At 62.3% G+C, this 17,035-nt stretch carries 12 protein-coding genes; 9 read left to right on the forward strand and 3 right to left on the reverse strand.

Annotated elements, in window-relative coordinates; all coding sequences use genetic code 11:
• Entirely contained in the window at nucleotides 1-3,168 is a 3,168-nt protein-coding gene (locus BN1135_RS19685; RefSeq protein ID WP_042024157.1) for a S41 family peptidase, read from the reverse strand.
• A 279-nt stretch (nucleotides 3,169-3,447) separates the two neighbouring features.
• On the opposite strand from BN1135_RS19685, the gene BN1135_RS19690 reads away from it, so the two are divergent.
• From BN1135_RS19690 to BN1135_RS19705, 4 genes are all read left to right on the forward strand, one after another.
• Nucleotides 3,448-3,927, forward strand: coding sequence for a L,D-transpeptidase family protein (locus BN1135_RS19690; protein WP_042024159.1), 480 nt, complete (start codon nucleotides 3,448-3,450; stop codon nucleotides 3,925-3,927).
• Nucleotides 3,928-4,091: 164 nt separating this feature from the next.
• Nucleotides 4,092-5,618: a YjjI family glycine radical enzyme gene (locus BN1135_RS19695; protein WP_042024160.1), complete on the forward strand. Its 1,527-nt coding sequence runs from the start codon at nucleotides 4,092-4,094 to the stop codon at nucleotides 5,616-5,618.
• 11 nt (nucleotides 5,619-5,629) lie between these two features.
• Nucleotides 5,630-6,532 (forward strand): YjjW family glycine radical enzyme activase, encoded by a 903-nt coding sequence (locus BN1135_RS19700; RefSeq protein ID WP_042024161.1) that lies wholly within the window; start codon nucleotides 5,630-5,632, stop codon nucleotides 6,530-6,532.
• Between the two features lie 138 nt (nucleotides 6,533-6,670).
• Complete coding sequence (locus BN1135_RS19705) at nucleotides 6,671-6,994, forward strand: DUF1820 family protein (protein ID WP_042024162.1); 324 nt, start codon at nucleotides 6,671-6,673, stop codon at nucleotides 6,992-6,994.
• A gap of 63 nt (nucleotides 6,995-7,057) precedes the next feature.
• On the opposite strand, the gene BN1135_RS19710 is transcribed toward BN1135_RS19705, so the two are convergent.
• Nucleotides 7,058-7,990, reverse strand: coding sequence for a LysR family transcriptional regulator (locus tag BN1135_RS19710; protein ID WP_042024164.1), 933 nt, complete (start codon nucleotides 7,988-7,990; stop codon nucleotides 7,058-7,060).
• A 179-nt stretch (nucleotides 7,991-8,169) separates the two neighbouring features.
• Nucleotides 8,170-9,366, reverse strand: a complete 1,197-nt coding sequence (locus BN1135_RS19715) for an amino acid aminotransferase (RefSeq protein ID WP_042024165.1) — start codon at nucleotides 9,364-9,366, stop codon at nucleotides 8,170-8,172.
• 315 nt (nucleotides 9,367-9,681) lie between these two features.
• On the opposite strand from BN1135_RS19715, the gene bcsG reads away from it, so the two are divergent.
• The 5 genes from bcsG to bcsB are packed head-to-tail and all read left to right on the forward strand — an operon-like array spanning nucleotide 9,682 to nucleotide 17,034.
• A complete protein-coding gene (gene bcsG / locus BN1135_RS19720) occupies nucleotides 9,682-11,340 on the forward strand; it encodes a cellulose biosynthesis protein BcsG (protein ID WP_042024166.1) in 1,659 nt (552 codons plus the stop codon).
• 15 nt (nucleotides 11,341-11,355) lie between these two features.
• Entirely contained in the window at nucleotides 11,356-11,559 is a 204-nt protein-coding gene (locus tag BN1135_RS19725; RefSeq protein WP_042024167.1) for a cellulose biosynthesis BcsR family protein, read from the forward strand.
• Entirely contained in the window at nucleotides 11,556-12,218 is a 663-nt protein-coding gene (gene bcsQ, locus BN1135_RS19730) for a cellulose biosynthesis protein BcsQ (RefSeq protein WP_042024168.1), read from the forward strand. The genes BN1135_RS19725 and bcsQ overlap by 4 nt, the downstream gene beginning before the upstream one ends.
• A complete protein-coding gene (gene bcsA, locus BN1135_RS19735; protein WP_042024169.1) occupies nucleotides 12,215-14,794 on the forward strand; it encodes a UDP-forming cellulose synthase catalytic subunit in 2,580 nt (859 codons plus the stop codon). Before bcsQ ends, bcsA begins: the two co-directional genes overlap by 4 nt.
• On the forward strand, nucleotides 14,791-17,034 hold the full coding sequence (gene bcsB, locus BN1135_RS19740) for a cellulose biosynthesis cyclic di-GMP-binding regulatory protein BcsB (RefSeq protein ID WP_042024170.1): 2,244 nt from the start codon (nucleotides 14,791-14,793) through the stop codon (nucleotides 17,032-17,034). The genes bcsA and bcsB overlap by 4 nt, the downstream gene beginning before the upstream one ends.
• Nucleotide 17,035: the final 1 nt, after the last annotated feature.

Genomic DNA, 17,035 nt, shown 5'->3' on the forward strand with positions numbered 1-17,035 from the left:
TTACTGGGGGCTGGCTGGCAACTGCTTGAGCGCGGCTTGTACTGCCGCCTCCAGTTGCGGGTCGCGCCCAGCCACCATGTCAGCGGGAGTGAGGGGCACCTGCAGGTCCGGGATCAGCTCCTGATTCTCGTAGAAGGTGCCGTCCGGTTTGCGCAGCCCCAGGGTCGGAATGCCGTAGGCCAGCCCCGGGATTAGCCGCGAGTCGTGGCTATACACCATGGTGCCGGTGCCCGGCACCGGCTCTCCGACAATGGGACCAATCTTCAGGGCGCGGTAGTATTCGGGAAAGACCGACCCTTCCGAGTAGCTGCCAGCATTGACCAGCACCACCGAGGGCTTGGTCCACTGGCGGGTGGCTGCGTCTGTCTCTCCCTTGCCAAGCCGTGGCCAGCTGCTGGCCATCCCTTTGGTGCTGCCGTTGCCGGTCAGGAACTCCACCAGGGTATTGGCCAGATACCCCCCCTTGTTGAAGCGAACATCGACGATCAGCGCCTCACTGCTGCGCAGTCGCCCGAGCGCCTCCGCCACCAGCTCTTCATAGACGGCACTGTTCATCTCCGGTAGATAGACATAGCCCACCTTGCCATCGCTCAGTTGTGCGACCAGCTCTCGCCGCTTGGCAATCCAGCTATCGAGTTGCAGGCGATATTCCTGTTGCAGGTCGATGGCGGAGACCTCGATCTCGTCAGGATCTTTGCTGCCGGTTTGCTGGAAGGTGAGGGCAAGCCGGGCACCGGCCTGATGGTTGAGGGCCTGATCCAGTTCGGCCAGCTTGGCAATTGCCACGCCGTTGATGGCGAGCAGGCGAGCACCTGTGGCAATGTCGCTCTCCTGATCCAGCGGGCCGCCCGCCAGCAGGGCGCTGAGCACTACCCCGTGCTCACTCTCTTGCCAGTAGCCGCCAAGGCTGGCGGTGTCGTCCGCCATGCGTGGGAAGGGCGCCGGGCCATCCCCCCAGGTGTGGGAGACATTGAGCTCACCGGCCAGCTCTGCCAGTAATTTGCCAAAATCCCGCGGGTTGCCGATACCCGGCAGCAGGCGGCGGTAAGACGCGACATAGCTATCCCACTCCACGCCGTTCATATCATCCCGATAGAACTCATCCTGGGTGAGCCGGGCTATTTGATCGAAGGCGGCCTCCATCCGTCCTTGCCAGCGGACATCGGACTGCAGAGTGAACGGGGCCGTGATAGCTTCGCCAGACTCCAGGGTGATCTGGCTGATCTCCCCATCCCGTACCAGGGTCGCGAGGGTGGCCTGCTGATTGAGGCTGGCCAATGCCGGGCCCGGTTGCTCGGCAAACAGCAGCTTGGTATCACCCTTGCGCAGATCTCTGGCGTACCCCTTGATCTCGCTCTCCTCGTTGGCGCCAATCTCTTCCACCAGGTAGATCAGCTGATCATCGACGATCCGGCTGGCCAGCAGATTGCCGGTAGGGAACAGTTGCAGTGCCTCTCGATGGGCAAGGCGATCGGTTTCAAAGCCATAGCCCTCCTTGGGGGGTGCTTGTTCTGCCAGAAAGTCAGCCTTGGCGGCACGACAGCTATAGATGCCGAGCAGGTTGTTGCCAAGGGGTTCGCCATCGGCGGCCAGCACCCCGTACTTGGTCGATTGCCAATAGAGCACACTGCCATCCTGACTCCAGGCTGGAGCCCCATCCTGATAGCCGTTGAGGCTGACATTGACCGGCTTGGCTTTGGGGGCGCGGGTGTCGATGACGGCGATCTCCTGCTGGGCAGAGTCGGGGCGAAAGGTGATAGCCAGATGGCGGGAGTCGGGGGCAAAGGCGAAATGCGCCTCATGGCGCGAGGGGTTGAAGCTGGCAGGCACCAGCTCCCGCTGCTGGTTGCTCGCCAGATCCAGCAGATGGATGGCCTGACCATCCACCACGAAGGCGAGCTGCTTGCCGTCGGGGGAGAGCAGCGGACGACTGATCCCCTTGCCGGGAATGGCCAGCAGCAGGCTCTCGGCGAGGGTGCCGGGATCGCTGAATAGCCGATCCGGTTGCGTCTTGTTCAGCCGATAGAGGGCGGCAGGCCCCTGCTGCTCGGAGAGGTAGATGAGGGAGTGCCCCTGCTCGGCATAGAGGGGGCTGGATTGCTCGCTCGGGGAGCGGGTGAGCTGGCGCACTCGCTCCCGTTCGGGATCGACGGCAAACAGGTTTCCCTCGCTCACCAGGATCAACTCATTGCCCTCTTCATTGACCAGTGCTTCGTCCGCCAGTGTGAGCTGTTGGCTCTCCTCATCCGGTTCGCTGGCCACCTGCGGTGTGATAGCCAGCTTGTATGGTTCGCTGCTGCCAGCATCGAGGCGATAGAGTTCGCCCAACCATGACCAGACCAGATCCCCGGCTCGGGAGGTGCTGAGCCCCCGCACCGGATGGCCCTGATAGTGGGTCAGCTGTTGCTCCTGACCGCTGGCGAGATCGCGGCGCCAGACGTTGAAATCGCCGCTGCGCTCGCTCAGGTAAAAGAGGCTATCCCCCTTGTCACTCCAGACCGGATCGGTGGCCGCAACCCGATCTTCGGTGAGCTGTTGGTGCTGCTGGCCATCAAACAGCCAGAGGCGGGGCACCGCGAACGATTGCTGGTGCTTGCGAAAGGGCTGATCCATCGCCGGCATCTGGTAGGCGAGCTGCTGCCCATGGGGGCGAGCCAGGGTCGCGGGCAACGGCAGATCCGCCTGTAGCGCCCCCCCGCCAATGGGTGTCCAGTAGAGGGCGCTCCCCTGAATCCCTTCGGCCACGAAGTGGTCGGCATCCGGTGACCAAGGGCGCTGGCTGCTCAGTAGCAGCCGTTTGCCATCGGCGCTGAAGGCTTGTGGCAGGTCAGCGCGCGAATCGCGGGTGAGGCGCACCATCTCGCCGCCGCTGGCAGGCATCACGAACACATCCTCGTTGCCATAGAGGTTGGCGGCAAAGGCGAGCTGTTTGCCATCCGGCGACCAGACCGGCCGCTGGCTCAGGTAGTCGTTGCCGGTGAGCGCCGTGGCGGGGCCACCCTCGACACTGGTCACAAAAATGCGCCCCTGCCAGGTGAAGGCAAGCTGCTTGCCATCGGGGGAGAGGGCTGGCTCGCGCAGCCAGAGAGCATCGGCCGCGAAGGTAGCGGGCAGCCAGAGCAGCAGCGGCGAGAACAGCAGGGTGGCGAGGCGGCACGAAGAGCCCATGGCATGATCCTGTCGGGGAGTGGAGTGTTATCTTCGCCGATCATTGCCCCGGGTGCCAGCGCGATAATTTTTGGTATCTTGTTGTTTTAACTGTTAATTGCCAACGCAAAATGACGGCGTTCAAGGCTGATGGCCTGGCTGCGGCAAGATATGTTTTGCCGGGCATATTGAGTATTGATGGCGATCCAATATCATGGCGCTCGCTCGCCGCTCGGCGGGCATAGTTCAGATGATCTGGTAACAAGAAAAGCCCGCACCAGAGGCTTGTCGAGGGATGGAATGAGAGCCGTATTACTGTGTTTGTTGGGGCTTTGGCCCGCATTGAGTTTTGCCTTTACCGAAAAAGCCGATTTGGTGGTGGTCAAGAAGTCGACCTATAGCCTGACCCTGATGAAGGATGGCAAAGAACTGAAGCGCTACTGGATTGCACTGGGCCCGGCGCCCAAGGGGCACAAGCAGCAGGAAGGGGATCAGCGTACGCCGGAAGGGCGCTACACCCTCGACTACAAGAAGACCAATTCCGGCTACTACAAAGCCATCCATATCAACTATCCGAATCTGGATGATATCAAGCGAGCCAATGAGCTGGGAGTTCGTCCGGGCGGTATGATCATGATCCACGGTCAGCGCAACAGCATTGGCAACCGCCGCTTGCAGCCATCCAACTGGACCAACGGCTGCATCGCCATGCTCAACCATGACCTTGATGAGGTGTGGAGCGCCATCGAACCGGGCACGCCCATCGTCATCGAGCCCTGATCCGCGCAACGGGGGCCTTGTCGGCAGACAAGGCCCCCGTTCTGTTTAGGGTGTGATCCTTTCTTGCGGATGTCTTTTTGAGACATTCGTATTGTTGTGAATGTCACTTCAAAAAAAGCCTGCAAAAGGTGAGGATATGGGCTCTGTCCGTGAAGGAGTGTCCCATGTCTTTGATCGAAACCTGTCAGCGCATCGTGCGCGATCCCCATCTCTCTGCCGCCCAGAAGAGCCATGCCCTGGCGCTGACCGCCGAGAATGCCTTGCCTTACCCCGATCTGCCTGCCGCAGTCGCCGAGGCGATGGATCAGGGATTTCTCTGTGACATGTTCGAAGGGCATGCTCCCTACAAGCCGCGCTATGTGCTGCCGGACTATGAAAAATTCCTGAGTCAGGGCTCAGCCTGGCTGGAGCTGGCGGCGCCGCAGGATTTCGACGAGGCGCTCAACGCCCTGCGCATCCTCTATCACCATGTCCCCTCCGTCACCGGCATGCCGGTCTGGCTGGGTCGCCTCGACCATTTGCTGCTGCCGTTTGTCGGTGAGCTGGATGACGAGACCCTCTATCGCAAGCTGAAGGGGTTCTGGGTCTATCTGGATCGGGTGCTGCCGGATGCCTTCATGCACGTCAACATCGGGCCGGATGACAACCGTATCTGCCGCCTGATCCTGCGCATCGACAACGAGCTCAAGCAGGTGGCGCCGAACCTCACCTTCTTCCACGATCCGGAGCAGACCCCTGACAGCCTGCTGCTGCAGGCGGTGAAGAACATCGCCGAGTGCAGCAAGCCGCACATCGCCAACTACCCGATCCATCGCGACACCTTCGACAATCGCGGCTTTGGTATCGTCAGCTGCTATAACGCCCTGCCGCAGGCCGGTGGCGCCAATACCCTGGTGCGTATCTCCCTCAAGCGGGTCGCCGAGCAGTGTCAGGGGATCGATGATTTCCTCGGCTGCCTGCTGCCCCACTACTGCCGTCTGGCCTCCCAGTTGATCGAGGCGCGTGCCGCTTTCCTCCATGATGAGTCCGGCTTCTTCGACAGCTTCCTGGTGAAAGAGGGGCTGCTGGATGAGGATCGCTTTGTCCCCATGTTCGGTATCTACGGCATGGCGGAAGCGGTCAATATCCTGATGGATAAAGAGAATCTGCCGGATCGCTACGGCCACAACGAGGAGGCGAACCAACTTGGCTATCGCATCTCGGCCCAGCTCTCCGCCTATGTGACCACCACCCCGCAGACCCATGCCTGGGGTGGCCGTGCGCTGCTGCACTCGCAGGGTGGCCTCAGCGTCGATGTGGCCGTCACCCCCGGGGTGCGCATCCCCTACGGTCATGAGCCGGATCCGGCCAGTCATGTGCTGGCGCTGGCGCCGCACCACAGCTATTACCACTCGGGGATCAGCGAGATCCTCACGCTGGATCCCACCATCCGCCAGAACCCGCAGGCGCTGTTGCAGCTCTGCAAGGGGGCACTCGCCATCGGCATGCGCGAGTTCACCGCCAACGTGGCCGACAGCGATCTGGTGCGGGTGACCGGCTACATGATCCGCAAGAGCGACGTGGCCCGCTTCGCAGAGGAGGGCTCGCGGTTGCAGACCACCTGCCTCGGTGCCGAGGCGAGTGAAGTGACCGCCATCCGTCAGCGGGCACCGCGAGTGGTCGCCCACGAATCGACCATCTGCGAGTATTGAGTTCGCTTCTGATGGCTGATGCCTTGCCAACACGCAGCGCCTTGGTAAGCAGGGTGCTGCCGTTCTCTTGTGTCGACGGGCCGGGCAACCGGCTGGTGTTGTTTCTGCAGGGGTGCAACTTTCGCTGCCCCGGCTGCCACAACCCGCACACCATAGGGCTGTGCGATGATTGCGGCGACTGTCTTGCGGTCTGCCCGAGCGGCGCGCTCACCCTTGCTGAGGGCCGCCATGGCGAGCGCCGAGTGCGCTGGCAGGCGGCGCTCTGCACCGACTGCGACGCTTGTCTCGATGCCTGCCCGCGCAGTGCCAATCCCAAGACCGCCACCATGACGGTGGCCGAGGTGCTTGCCCTGCTGCGCCGCTACGGTCCGCTGCTGAGCGGGATTACCGTCTCCGGCGGCGAGGCGACCACCCAGCTCCCCTTCGTGGTTGCGCTCTTTACCGCCATCAAGGCCGCGCCGGATCTGGCCCATCTCACTTGCCTGCTCGACAGCAACGGCTCGCTGGCCGAGACCGGCTGGCAGCGGCTGCTGCCAGTGCTCGACGGCGCCATGCTCGATCTCAAGGGGTGGCGCGACTCGGTACATCACACCCTGACCGACTATGGCCGCGAGCGGGTGCTGGCCTCGCTGCAACTGCTGGCAAGCCACGGCAAGCTGACCGAACTGCGGCTGCTCCATGTGCCGGGCAAGAGCGATTTTCTGGATGGGAGTGGTGAGCTGGAACCGGATCTCACCGCCTTCCTGCAGCGGCTTGGGCCAGTGCCCATTCGCATCAACGGCTTTCGCCACCACGGGGTGCGCGGGGAGGCGGCGCAATGGCCGCAGGCTAGCCAAATCGAGCTGGAGCGGCTGGCCAACCGCTTGCGCGCGGCGCAATTGGGGCCGGTATCACTGCCTGCCTTGATGCTCTGAGCGACTGCGTCACTTCGTGACCGGCTTGGTATCAGGAGTTACATAGAAAGGATGCAACTGTGATTTCTGTCTATTGGAGGGGAGCGCAACGGCGGCTAGAATAATGGCCATCTTCCTCCCCCTCAATGACAGATAATCATGAGTGAAAGCAAGGCGTTATATCGGGTTCAGTTTATTTGCCACAGCGAGCGCTACGAAGTCTATGTGCGCGAAGTCAATCAGGGCCAGCTGTTCGGTTTTATCGAGATTGCCGACTTTGTCTGGGACAACCACACGGCGCTCATCGTCGATCCCAGTCACGAGAAGCTCAAGAGCGAATTTGCCGATGTGCGCCACACCCTGATCCCCATGCATCAGGTGCTGCGCATCGATCAGGTCAGAAAGCAGGGGGCGGCCCGCATCACGGATCTGGGCAACAACGTTGCCTCCTTCCCCAGCCCTATCTATACCAAACGCCCCTGATATCTCATTGCCGTTGATGTTTCGCCGCGGCGAAACATCAACCTCTTCTTTCTGTCGCCCGGCTCAGGGTTGTATCAACTCGCGACCCAGTTGCAGGATCCGCTGGCGGAACCAGTGGCGGGCCGAACCGTCTCCGGCCGGGCCATACCAGACCAGGCTGTGACTCACCTTGCCGTAATCGAACGGTGCCGGACGCAGCACCAGATCCGGCTGGCTGGCCATGCAGGCCGCCCAGCCACCGATGGCGGTGAGGATCAGGTCGGTCTGGGGCAGCAGGGCCGCGGCGCTGGCAAAATCGGGCAGGGTGGCGCCAATCTGGCGGCGCACCTGCTGCTGGGCCAGGCTCTGCTCGAAGAAGGGGTTGGCCAGCTCCTGATCGCGGATGGCGATATGGTGCCAGCTCAGGTAGGCATCGAGATCCCAGGGTTGGGTCAGTGCCGGGTGATCTTTACGCAGCAGGCAGACCAGCTTTTCTTCCCGCAGGGTCTCCCATACCAGACCCGGTTGGCGGGGCAAGGGTTGGCTCTGGTCATGGGGCAGGATCACGAAGTCGAGTTTGCCCGCTGCCAGCGCCTCCAGCCCCTTCTCATCCTTGTTCCAGATCTCTGGCACCATGCCCGGCACCTCCTTCATCAGCTGCCCCAGAATGGGGCCAACCGGCCAGGTCATCACGCTCTCGCGCAATCCCAGCCGCAAGCTGCCCTGCCACTGCTGCGGGTTGAAGGCATTCTGGCGGGTGAGACCGTCCAGCTCCCCCAGCAGCCGGTGCAGGGTGGGGGCCAGTCGATCGGCCATGGGGGTGAGCAGCAGCTGGTTGCCCTGACGATAGAGCAGTTGATCCCCCAGCAGATCCCGCAGCTGGTTAAGGGTCTTGCTGACGGTGGAGGGGGTGGTGCAGAGCCGCTCGGCGGTGCGGGTGACGCTCTGGTTGTCGAGCAGCAGGTGCAGGGTGACCAGATGGCGACCTCCCAGCCGAGAGAGAGCGATCAGATCCATAGTGGCTCCTGAAGTAGATGAAGATAAGCGGATGAAGATAGACAGAGTCAACAATACGGGGGATTGAGGGTGACCCGCTGGCATTCTCTCACAGCTGGGGGAGGGTGAGCAGATCCATCAAGACGCTACTGTGAACGCAACAGACAAAAAAAGCCCCGCCAAAGCGGGGCTGGTACGGATTAGCCCTTGAGCACCGCGGCCATGGCGTCGGCCACGTAGTCGACGTTGCGACTGTTGAGGCCCGCCACACACATGCGGCCGGAGCGCACCAGATAGACGGCGAACTCATCGCGCAGGCGATCCACCTGCTCCGGTGTGAAGCCGGTGTAGCTGAACATGCCGCGCTGGTTGATGAAGTAGCTGAAATCGCGGCCCGGCACCTTTGCGCTCAGCACCTCATAGAGCTTCTGGCGCATCCCTTTGATGCGGGTACGCATCTCGGTCACCTCCTCGACCCACAGGGCGTGCAGCGCGGGTTGGCTCATCACCGCCGCGGTGATCTGGCCACCGTGAGTGGGAGGGCTGGAGTAGTTGCGGCGCACGGTGGCCTTCATCTGGCCCAGCACTCGGCTTGCCTCTTCGGCATCTTTGCAGATCACCGACAGGCCGCCGCAGCGCTCGCCGTAGAAGGAGAGATTCTTGGAAAACGAGTTGCTGACGAAGAAGCTGACACCGGCGGCCACCATGGCGCGAATGGCGTAGGCATCCTCTTCCAGCCCGTCACCGAAGCCCTGATAGGCGATATCCATGAAGGGGATCAGGTTCTTCTCGACCACCAGTGCGATCACCCGATCCCACTGGGCGCGGGAGAGATCCACCCCGGTCGGATTGTGGCAGCAGGGGTGCAGCAGCACGATGCTCTTGGCTGGCAGGGCGCTCAGGCAGTCGAGCATGGCATCGAACTGCACGCCGCCGGTAGCCGCATCGTAGTAGGGGTAGTCGTGCACCTTGATGCCGGCACCCTCGAACATCGCCTTGTGGTTATCCCAGGTCGGATTGCTGACCCACACCTCGGAGGTCGGGAAGTAGCGCTTGAGCAGATCGGCCCCGATCTTCAGGGCGCCGGAGCCGCCGATGGTCTGGATGGTGGCGATACGTCCCCCCTTGACCGCTTCATGGTCGGCACCAAACAGCAGGTGCTGCACTGCGGTGCGGTAGTTGGCGGCGCCTTCCATCGGCTGGTAGGGGCGCGGCGCCGGGGCAGCTGCGCGCTGCGCTTCGGCCTGCTGCACTGACGGCAGCAGCGGAATGCGGCCCTGCTCGTCGTAATAGAGGCCGATCCCCAGGTTCACCTTCTGCTCGCGGGTGTCTTTGTGGAAGGTCTCGACCAGGGTCAGTATAGGGTCGCCAGCATAGGCATCGACGTGTTCAAACATGGGGGATCCTTGAAATTGACTGTCCAGTAAAACCGGCGGTCAGCCGGGCTGGACATCATGGCGTAATCCCCATTACGCCTCAAGCAGTTCGCATCCATCCCCGATCTCCCCCTGGTTTCAAGTTGTGGTGGCTGGCGGTCGCTCCACAGGGATAGCCAGATTTATCACCAAACCCGTGCTGACCTTGATCTCGCTTAAGCTCCAGTACATGGTTCATCGATTAATATGGTGAGTCATCAATTATTTCATCTAGTTACAGACGTTATACCAGAGCGGTCACTGTCCGGTTCGGTGGCGATGGGTAGACCGGATTCTATGACACAATATACACCTTCTGATTCTCTCACCGCCCCCGGTGCTAACTGGCGCGGGCTGGGCGGCTGGAACCTCTATTTTCTGGGCAAACTGGCGCTGTTGTGGGGGGGATATCTTAATTTCCACCCGCTGGCCAATCTGGTCTTTGCCGCGTTTCTGCTCTTCCCACTTTCCTCGACGCTGATGCGGCGGGCAAGGTTGTTGATCGCCTTGCCGGCAGGTGTCGGGCTCTTCTATCACGACACCTGGCTGCCGGGGATCGAGAGCATCATGGGGCAGGGCAAGATGGTGTTCTCGTTCACCTTCGATTACTTCCTCGAGCTGCTGGGCCGTTTCATCAACTGGAACATGGTGGGGGTCGCCTTTGTCATGCTGACAGGGTACCTGTTTCTGGCCAGATGGCTGCGCTTTACCCCCTGGATGCTGATCTCCCTGTTGTGGCTGACGCTCTCACCCCACCTTGCCTCGCTGGGATTGCAATCTCCCTTCCGTGAGGCGCAAGCACAAGCCAATGTGCCGGGTGGGGCGGCGGTGGCCGCCATGCCGGTTACCGCCAGTCAGGCGCTGGATCAGGGGGCTGCGCCGACCAGCGACAATCTCAATGGCTATCTGGATCGCTTCTACCAGTCGGAGCGGGATCGGCGGGTCAGCTTCGCATCGTCCCTGCCAGCTGACGCTGAACCCTTTGATGTGCTGTTGCTGCAAATCTGTTCTCTCTCCTGGAGCGATATCGAGGCGAGCGGCCTGACCGATCATCCCCTGCTGAGCCGCTTCGACGCTCTGTTCAAGAGCTTCAACTCGTCGACCTCTTACAGCGGGCCTGCCGCCATCAGATTGTTGCGATCCAGCTGTGGTCAGGTCAGCCATCACGATCTCTATCAGGCGCCCCAGGCAGAGTGTCTGCTGATGGATAACCTGGCCCGGCTCGGGTTTGCAAAAGAGATAGTGATGGATCACTCGGGCACCTATGGCAACGACCTCAAGTCATTGAAGGCTTACGCCGGGGTCAGCAGCGAGCCCATGGACAAACAGGGTCTGCCCTATGAGGTGACCTCATTTATCGGGGAGGAGATCCCCAACAGCGACGCCTTGCTGGCGCGCTGGTTGCAGCGACGTGTCGAGAGTCCATCCAGCCGCAACATCGCCTATTTCAACATCACCACCCTGCACGATGGCAATCGCTGGGCCAGCTCCCGGCAGATCGCCCCGTTCAAGGCGCGGCTGCGTGCCTTGATGGATCAGCTCGATGGCTTCATCACCCGGCTGGAGCAGTCCGGTCGCAAGGTGATGGTGGTGATGGTGCCGGAGCATGGCGCGGCCCTTTCCGGTGATCGTCTGCAGATGTCCGGCTTGCGCGATATTCCCAGCCCCGCCATCACCCGGGTGCCGGTCGGTATCCGGCTGGTGGGGGCCCGTGCAGAGCATGCCCCCACCCGTGTCATCGATCAGCCCAGCAGTCTGCTGGTGGTCTCGGAACTGGTCGCCAGAGTGGTGGCGGGCAACTACTTCGGTAGCGACACCATCGACTGGGGCGGGCTGTTCAACAACTTGCCCCAGACCCCGGCTGTCTCTGAAAACCAGGGTGCCAGCGTTATCCAGTATCAGGGGCAGTACTACATCAAGCAGGGGAAAGGGGACTGGGTTCCCTATCCCCGTTAACGGAGCGTATCAGCGATGAATCAGGGGATGTTGACGGTCAACCCGCCGCTTGCTGCCAGCACAGGCAAGCAGGAGAGCCAGAGCGATGTGGGCCGTTTGCAGCAGGAGTTTGCCCTGCATCTGAACTATCAGAATATCCTGCTGGAGGAGCAGTTGGCCGCCATCCGCCAGCAGTATCCCCTGCTGGTCGAGTGTGACATGAGGCGCCGCGGCCAATGAGGGTGATCGGCGTGCGGGGATTGCGCGGTGGCGTGGGGGCGACCTCTATCGTGGCCGGTCTCGCCTGGGCAGTTGCCCAGCAGGGGGGCCGGGTGCTGGTGGTCGATCTCTGTCAGGATAATCTGCTCGGGCTCCATTTTGGCCGCCCCCATGATGAGCAGTCTGGCTGGAGCCAGCTGACGGCTCCCGCGCAACAGTGGCGCGACAAGGTGCTGAACTGCGCTGTCGATATCGACCTGCTGGCCCACGGTGGCGCGGAGGTGTCGGACGCCCTCGACTGGCTGCAACAGTTGTCGGGATATGACCTGATCTTGCTGGATATGCCGCCCGGACTCGCACTCCCGTGGTTGAGTCTGCAACTGACGGTGATCCATGCCGATGCCAATTGCCATGTGCGGCTCTATCGCCATCAGCTGGCCCCCAACGAACGGCTGTTGTTGACCCAGTTCAGCAGTCGCCGCGCCCTGCAGCAGGATCTGCTGGAGCTCTGGCTGCAAGCCGGACTGCCCATCCTCAGCGTCAGGTTGCATCGGGACGAGGTCATGGCCTGTGCGCTGGCGGCCAAGCAACCGGCAGGGGCCTATGCACCAGAGAGCATGATTGCCCATGAACTGACGGAAATTGCCAGCTGGTGCCTGCGGGGCGAGCTGGCACAGTGAGTCTGTTCTGGTTGGTGACCCCCGAGGCCAGCACGCGGATCCGTACCCGCTACCGGCTGCTGCGCCAGCGCCACGCCTCCCGTTGGGCCGCCTTCATCCTGACCGCTTGCGGGTTGCTGGCCTGGGCGCTCTTCCCCCTTGAGAATGCCAACTGGCAGTGGTTGCTGGCCCAGCGAGCGCGGTTTGCGTCGGCGAGCGCGCGCCCCGGCGCCGGTGATCCGTTGCGGCTGTTGCTGCAGGGGCTCTGGCTGCTCTGCTGGCGAGCTGACGCTGGGAGTCGGGTCGCTGGCCGTTCCCGCTGGCGGGTCAGGCTTGCCGGGGTTGGCACGGCGCTCTCGCAGCGAGTGCAACGGGTTACGGGGCATCTGGTGGCGCGCTATGAGGCGCCGCTGACGGCCCGCACCCTGAGCTGGCAGGGTAAGGTGCTCGGTACTGTGGCAGGCTTGCTTTCGCTGCTCTGCATCACCCAACCCTTTGATCCGCAGGCCCAGCTCTTTTTTGTGCTGTTGCTGGCTCTCATCGCTCTGCTGCTGCGGGTGGTGCCGGGGCGCTATCCGGCGCTGATGCTGATCGTGCTGTCGGTGACCGTCTCCTGCCGCTATATCTGGTGGCGCTACACCTCGACCCTCGACTGGTTCGATCCCGTGAGCCTGTTTTGCGGCTTGCTGTTGCTGCTGGCGGAGACCTACGCCTGGCTGGTGCTGTTGCTGAGCTACTGGCAGACCGCCTGGCCGCTGCATCGCAAACCGGCGCCCCTGCCAAGGGATCGTTCGTGCTGGCCGACGGTGGATCTGATGATCCCGACCTACAACGAGGATCTCTCCATCGTCAAAGGATCCGTCTATGCGGCGCTGGCGCTCGACTGGCCGCAAGAGAAGCTGACCGTCTGGCTGCTCGACGACGGGGATAGAGAGGCGTTCCGGCAGTTTGCCGAAGAGGCCGGGATCCGCTACGTGGCGCGACCCACTCATGAGCATGCCAAGGCAGGCAATATCAACCATGCCCTCCAGATGGCGAGCGGCGAGTTGGTGGCCATCTTCGACTGTGACCACTTGCCGACTCGCTCTTTCTTGCAGATGACGGTGGGGTGGTTTTTCAAAGATCCGGCCCTCGGGCTGGTACAGACTCCCCATCACTTCTTCTCGGCGGATCCCTTCGAGCGCAATTTGCACCGTTTTCGCAAGATGCCCAACGAAGGGGCCCTCTTCTACGGTCTGGTACAAAACGGCAATGACATCTGGGATGCCAGCTTCTTCTGCGGCTCCTGTGCGGTGATCAAGCGCAGCGCCCTCGATGAGATTGGTGGCATCGCCGTGGAGACGGTGACCGAGGATGCCCACACCTCGTTGCGCCTGCATCGCAAGGGCTATCACTCCGCCTATATCAACATTCCCCAGGCTGCCGGGCTGGCGACCGAGAGTCTGTCGGCCCATATCGGCCAGCGCATCCGCTGGGCGCGCGGCATGGTGCAGATCCTGCGGCTGGATAACCCCTTGTTTGGCAAAGGGATAAGCCTGGGGCAGCGGCTCTGCTACTTCAACGCTATGCTGCACTTCCTCTCCGGGATCCCGCGCCTGATCTTCCTGACGGCGCCGCTCGCCTTCCTGATCCTGCATGCCTACATCATCTACGCCCCGGCCATGACCATCGCCCTCTACATGCTGCCCCATATCTTCCATAGCGCCATCACCAACTCGCGGCTGCAGGGCAAGGTGCGCCACTCCTTCTGGGGGGAGGTCTACGAGACAGTGCTGGCCTGGTATATCGCCTGGCCCACCACGGTTGCCCTGTTTGCTCCCCACCGGGGCAAGTTCAATGTCACCGCCAAGGGGGGATTGAACGAACAGGGCTATCTCGATCTGGCGCTGTCACGCCCCTATCTGGTGCTGGTTCTGCTCAACTTCTGCGGGCTGGGATTCGGGCTCTGGCGCCTGCTGGCCGGGCAAGCGGACGAAGTGCCCGCAGTGCTGCTCAGCATGGTATGGACCCTCTACAACCTGACCATTCTGGGTGGGGCGCTGGCGGTGGCATTCGAGGCGAGGCAGGTGCGCAGCAACCCCAGAGTGGAGATGAACATGAGCGCCGCCATCAAGCTGGGCAACGGCTTTATCTACCCCTGCAACCTGACGGATTACTCCAACGGCGGCGTCGGTCTGGCGTTGGCGTCGGCGCAGCCCCTGCAGGAGAACGACCGGGTCTGGTTGCTGCTGCGCAATGGCCTGCGGGAGTCGGCCTTTGCCGCCCGGGTGCGGCGTGTGATGGCACATCGCGTGGGGCTGGAGCTGGAAGAGATGGATAAAGGGCAACACATCGCCTTTATCCAGTGCACTTTTGCTCGCGCCGATAACTGGTCGCTCTGGCAGCAGGGGTTTGGCAAGGATCGCCCGCTGCACAGCTTGCTCGATATTGCCCGGGTCGGATGGGGGGCCTATTGGCGTTTTTCCCGGGGCACGCCGTTGCTCCCGCTATGTAATCAGTTCGAACGCCTGGCCCGCTGGCTGCGCTCTTATATTCCACGTCGCGTTGCGCCTGCTGGCCGGTTGCCGACATCGATGATCCAGACGGTGAAAGGATGATGAAACTACAACACCTAATACTGCCGCTGTTGCTGGCCGCCCCGGTGGCGCTCGCCACCGGCTTGCTTGCCGATTCGTCAGCAATGGGGCCGCAGCCGCCCGTGCCTGCGCCGGTGCGCACCTTGTCGCTGACCCTCGAGCAGCTGGCTGCCGCACCAGGCACCCTCTCCCTGCGTGGCAATCTGCCGGATGGGTTGGCCGACTTTACTGTGCGGCGCGATGAGGTGGTGACCAAGGCTTTGGTCGATGTCGACTTCACGCCCTCTCCGGCCCTGTTGCCGCTGATCTCCCAGCTCAAGCTCTACTTCAATAACGAGCTGATGGGGGTCTCGGCATTTGCCAAGGAGCAGATGGGGCAGCGTAGTCAGGCCCGTTTCGAGCTGGAGCCCCGTTACGCCAAGGATTTCAACAACCTGAAGTTCAACTTCATCGGTCACTATCAGCGGGTGTGCGAGAACCCGGCCAGCGATACCCTCTGGCTCAACATCAATCGTGACTCCCGGTTGACGCTGCAGTTGCAGACCCTGCCGGTGCGCAACGAGCTCTCCTTCTTTCCCATGCCCTTCCTCGATACCCGGGATGAGGGCAAGCTGGTACTGCCCATGGTGTTTGCCGGTGACGTATCTTCTGTCCAGCAGCAGGCGGCGGCGATCCTCGCCTCCTGGTTCGGGGTCCAGGCCAAATGGCGCGGGCAGCACTTTCCGGTGCTGATGGACAGGGTGCCGGAGCGCAATGGCATCATCTTCGCGACCAACGGGCAGCGCCCCGCGTTCCTTCGCGACTACCCCGAGGTCAGCGGGCCGACCATCGACATGATCAGTGCCCCCGATAACCCCTATGTGAAATTGCTGCTGATCCTGGGGCGGGATGATCAGGATCTGGTCACCGCCAGCAAGGGGATTGCCCAGGGCAATGTGTTGCTGCGTGGCCAGAGTGTGCAGGTGGATGCCGTGACGCCGCTGGCGCCGAGAGTCCCCTATGACGCGCCCAACTGGGTGCGGCTGGATCGCCCGATGCGTTTTGCCGAGCTGCTCGACTACCCGACCCAGCTGCAAGCCTCTGGTTATGCCCCCTGGCCGATGAATCTGACCCTGCGGTTGCCCCCCGATCTTTATATGGCGGGCTCGCAAGGGGTAAAACTCAATCTCGACTATCACTACAGCACGCCGACCCTGCGCAACGGCTCCCGACTGGACATTATGGTCAATGGCCAGTTCATGAAGTCATACCCCCTCGAACCGGATGCAACCCGTGGCCAGCAGTGGCTCACCCTGCCGCTCTGGCTGGCGGGGGATGACGGCTCCCGGGCGCTGACCATGCCCGGGCTCAAGACCAGCCAGGCCAACAGTCTGGGGTTCAAGTTTGAATATGCGCGCCAGATGATGGGCGGGGATGAGGAGGGGCGCTGCGATCTGACCCTGCCGCCCCCCCATCTGGTGCGTATCGATGACGAGGCGACCATCGACTTCACCGGCTATCGCCATTTTATCGAGATGCCGGATCTGCGGGCCTTCTCCGGCGCCGGTTTCCCCTTCAGTCGGTTGGCTGATCTCTCACAAACCCAGATAGTGATGCCGCAAAGTCCATCGTCAGAGCAGATAACGACCCTGCTCGATACCCTGGGGGCTATCGGGGCCGAGACCGGTTATCCGGCGCTGGCGGTGACCCTGACCAGTGATTGGCAGCAGGCGCGGGAGGCCGACTTCGATACCTTGCTGATCGGCGAGCTGCCCGCCGAATTTCGTCACGATGCCGAACCGGATGCCCTGTTGGCATCGACTCGCAGCTGGGTCAACCGGCCAAGACGCGAGAACCGGCCGGAGCTGGCGGGCTCCCCCAGCGATCGCCAGCCCGAGAGTCGGGTCGCCATGACGGGCAACCGGGCCATTGCCGCCATTGTGGGGCTGCAATCCCCGGTCCATCCCCAGCGCAGTATGGTGGCCATGCTGGCCGATGGCCCCGCTGGCGCCAGGCTGCTCAATGAGACGTTGCAGCAGAACGATCTGCGGTCACAGGTGGCGGGGTCGGTGGCCATCATCCGGGCATCCGGGGTGAGCAGTCTGGCGGTAGGGGAGCGCTACACAGTGGGCTACCTGCCCTGGTGGGAGCACATCTGGCAGCAGTTTGCCCACCATCCATTGCGGCTGGTTGGCCTGACCGTGACTTGCATGCTGTTGCTTGGCTGGGGACTGCGGGTCCTGCTGGCCGGGATCAGCCGTCGTCGTTTGAAGGAAAAGTAAG

The organism is Aeromonas sobria (assembly GCF_000820145.1).
Classification (GTDB): Bacteria; Pseudomonadota; Gammaproteobacteria; order Enterobacterales; family Aeromonadaceae; genus Aeromonas; species Aeromonas sobria.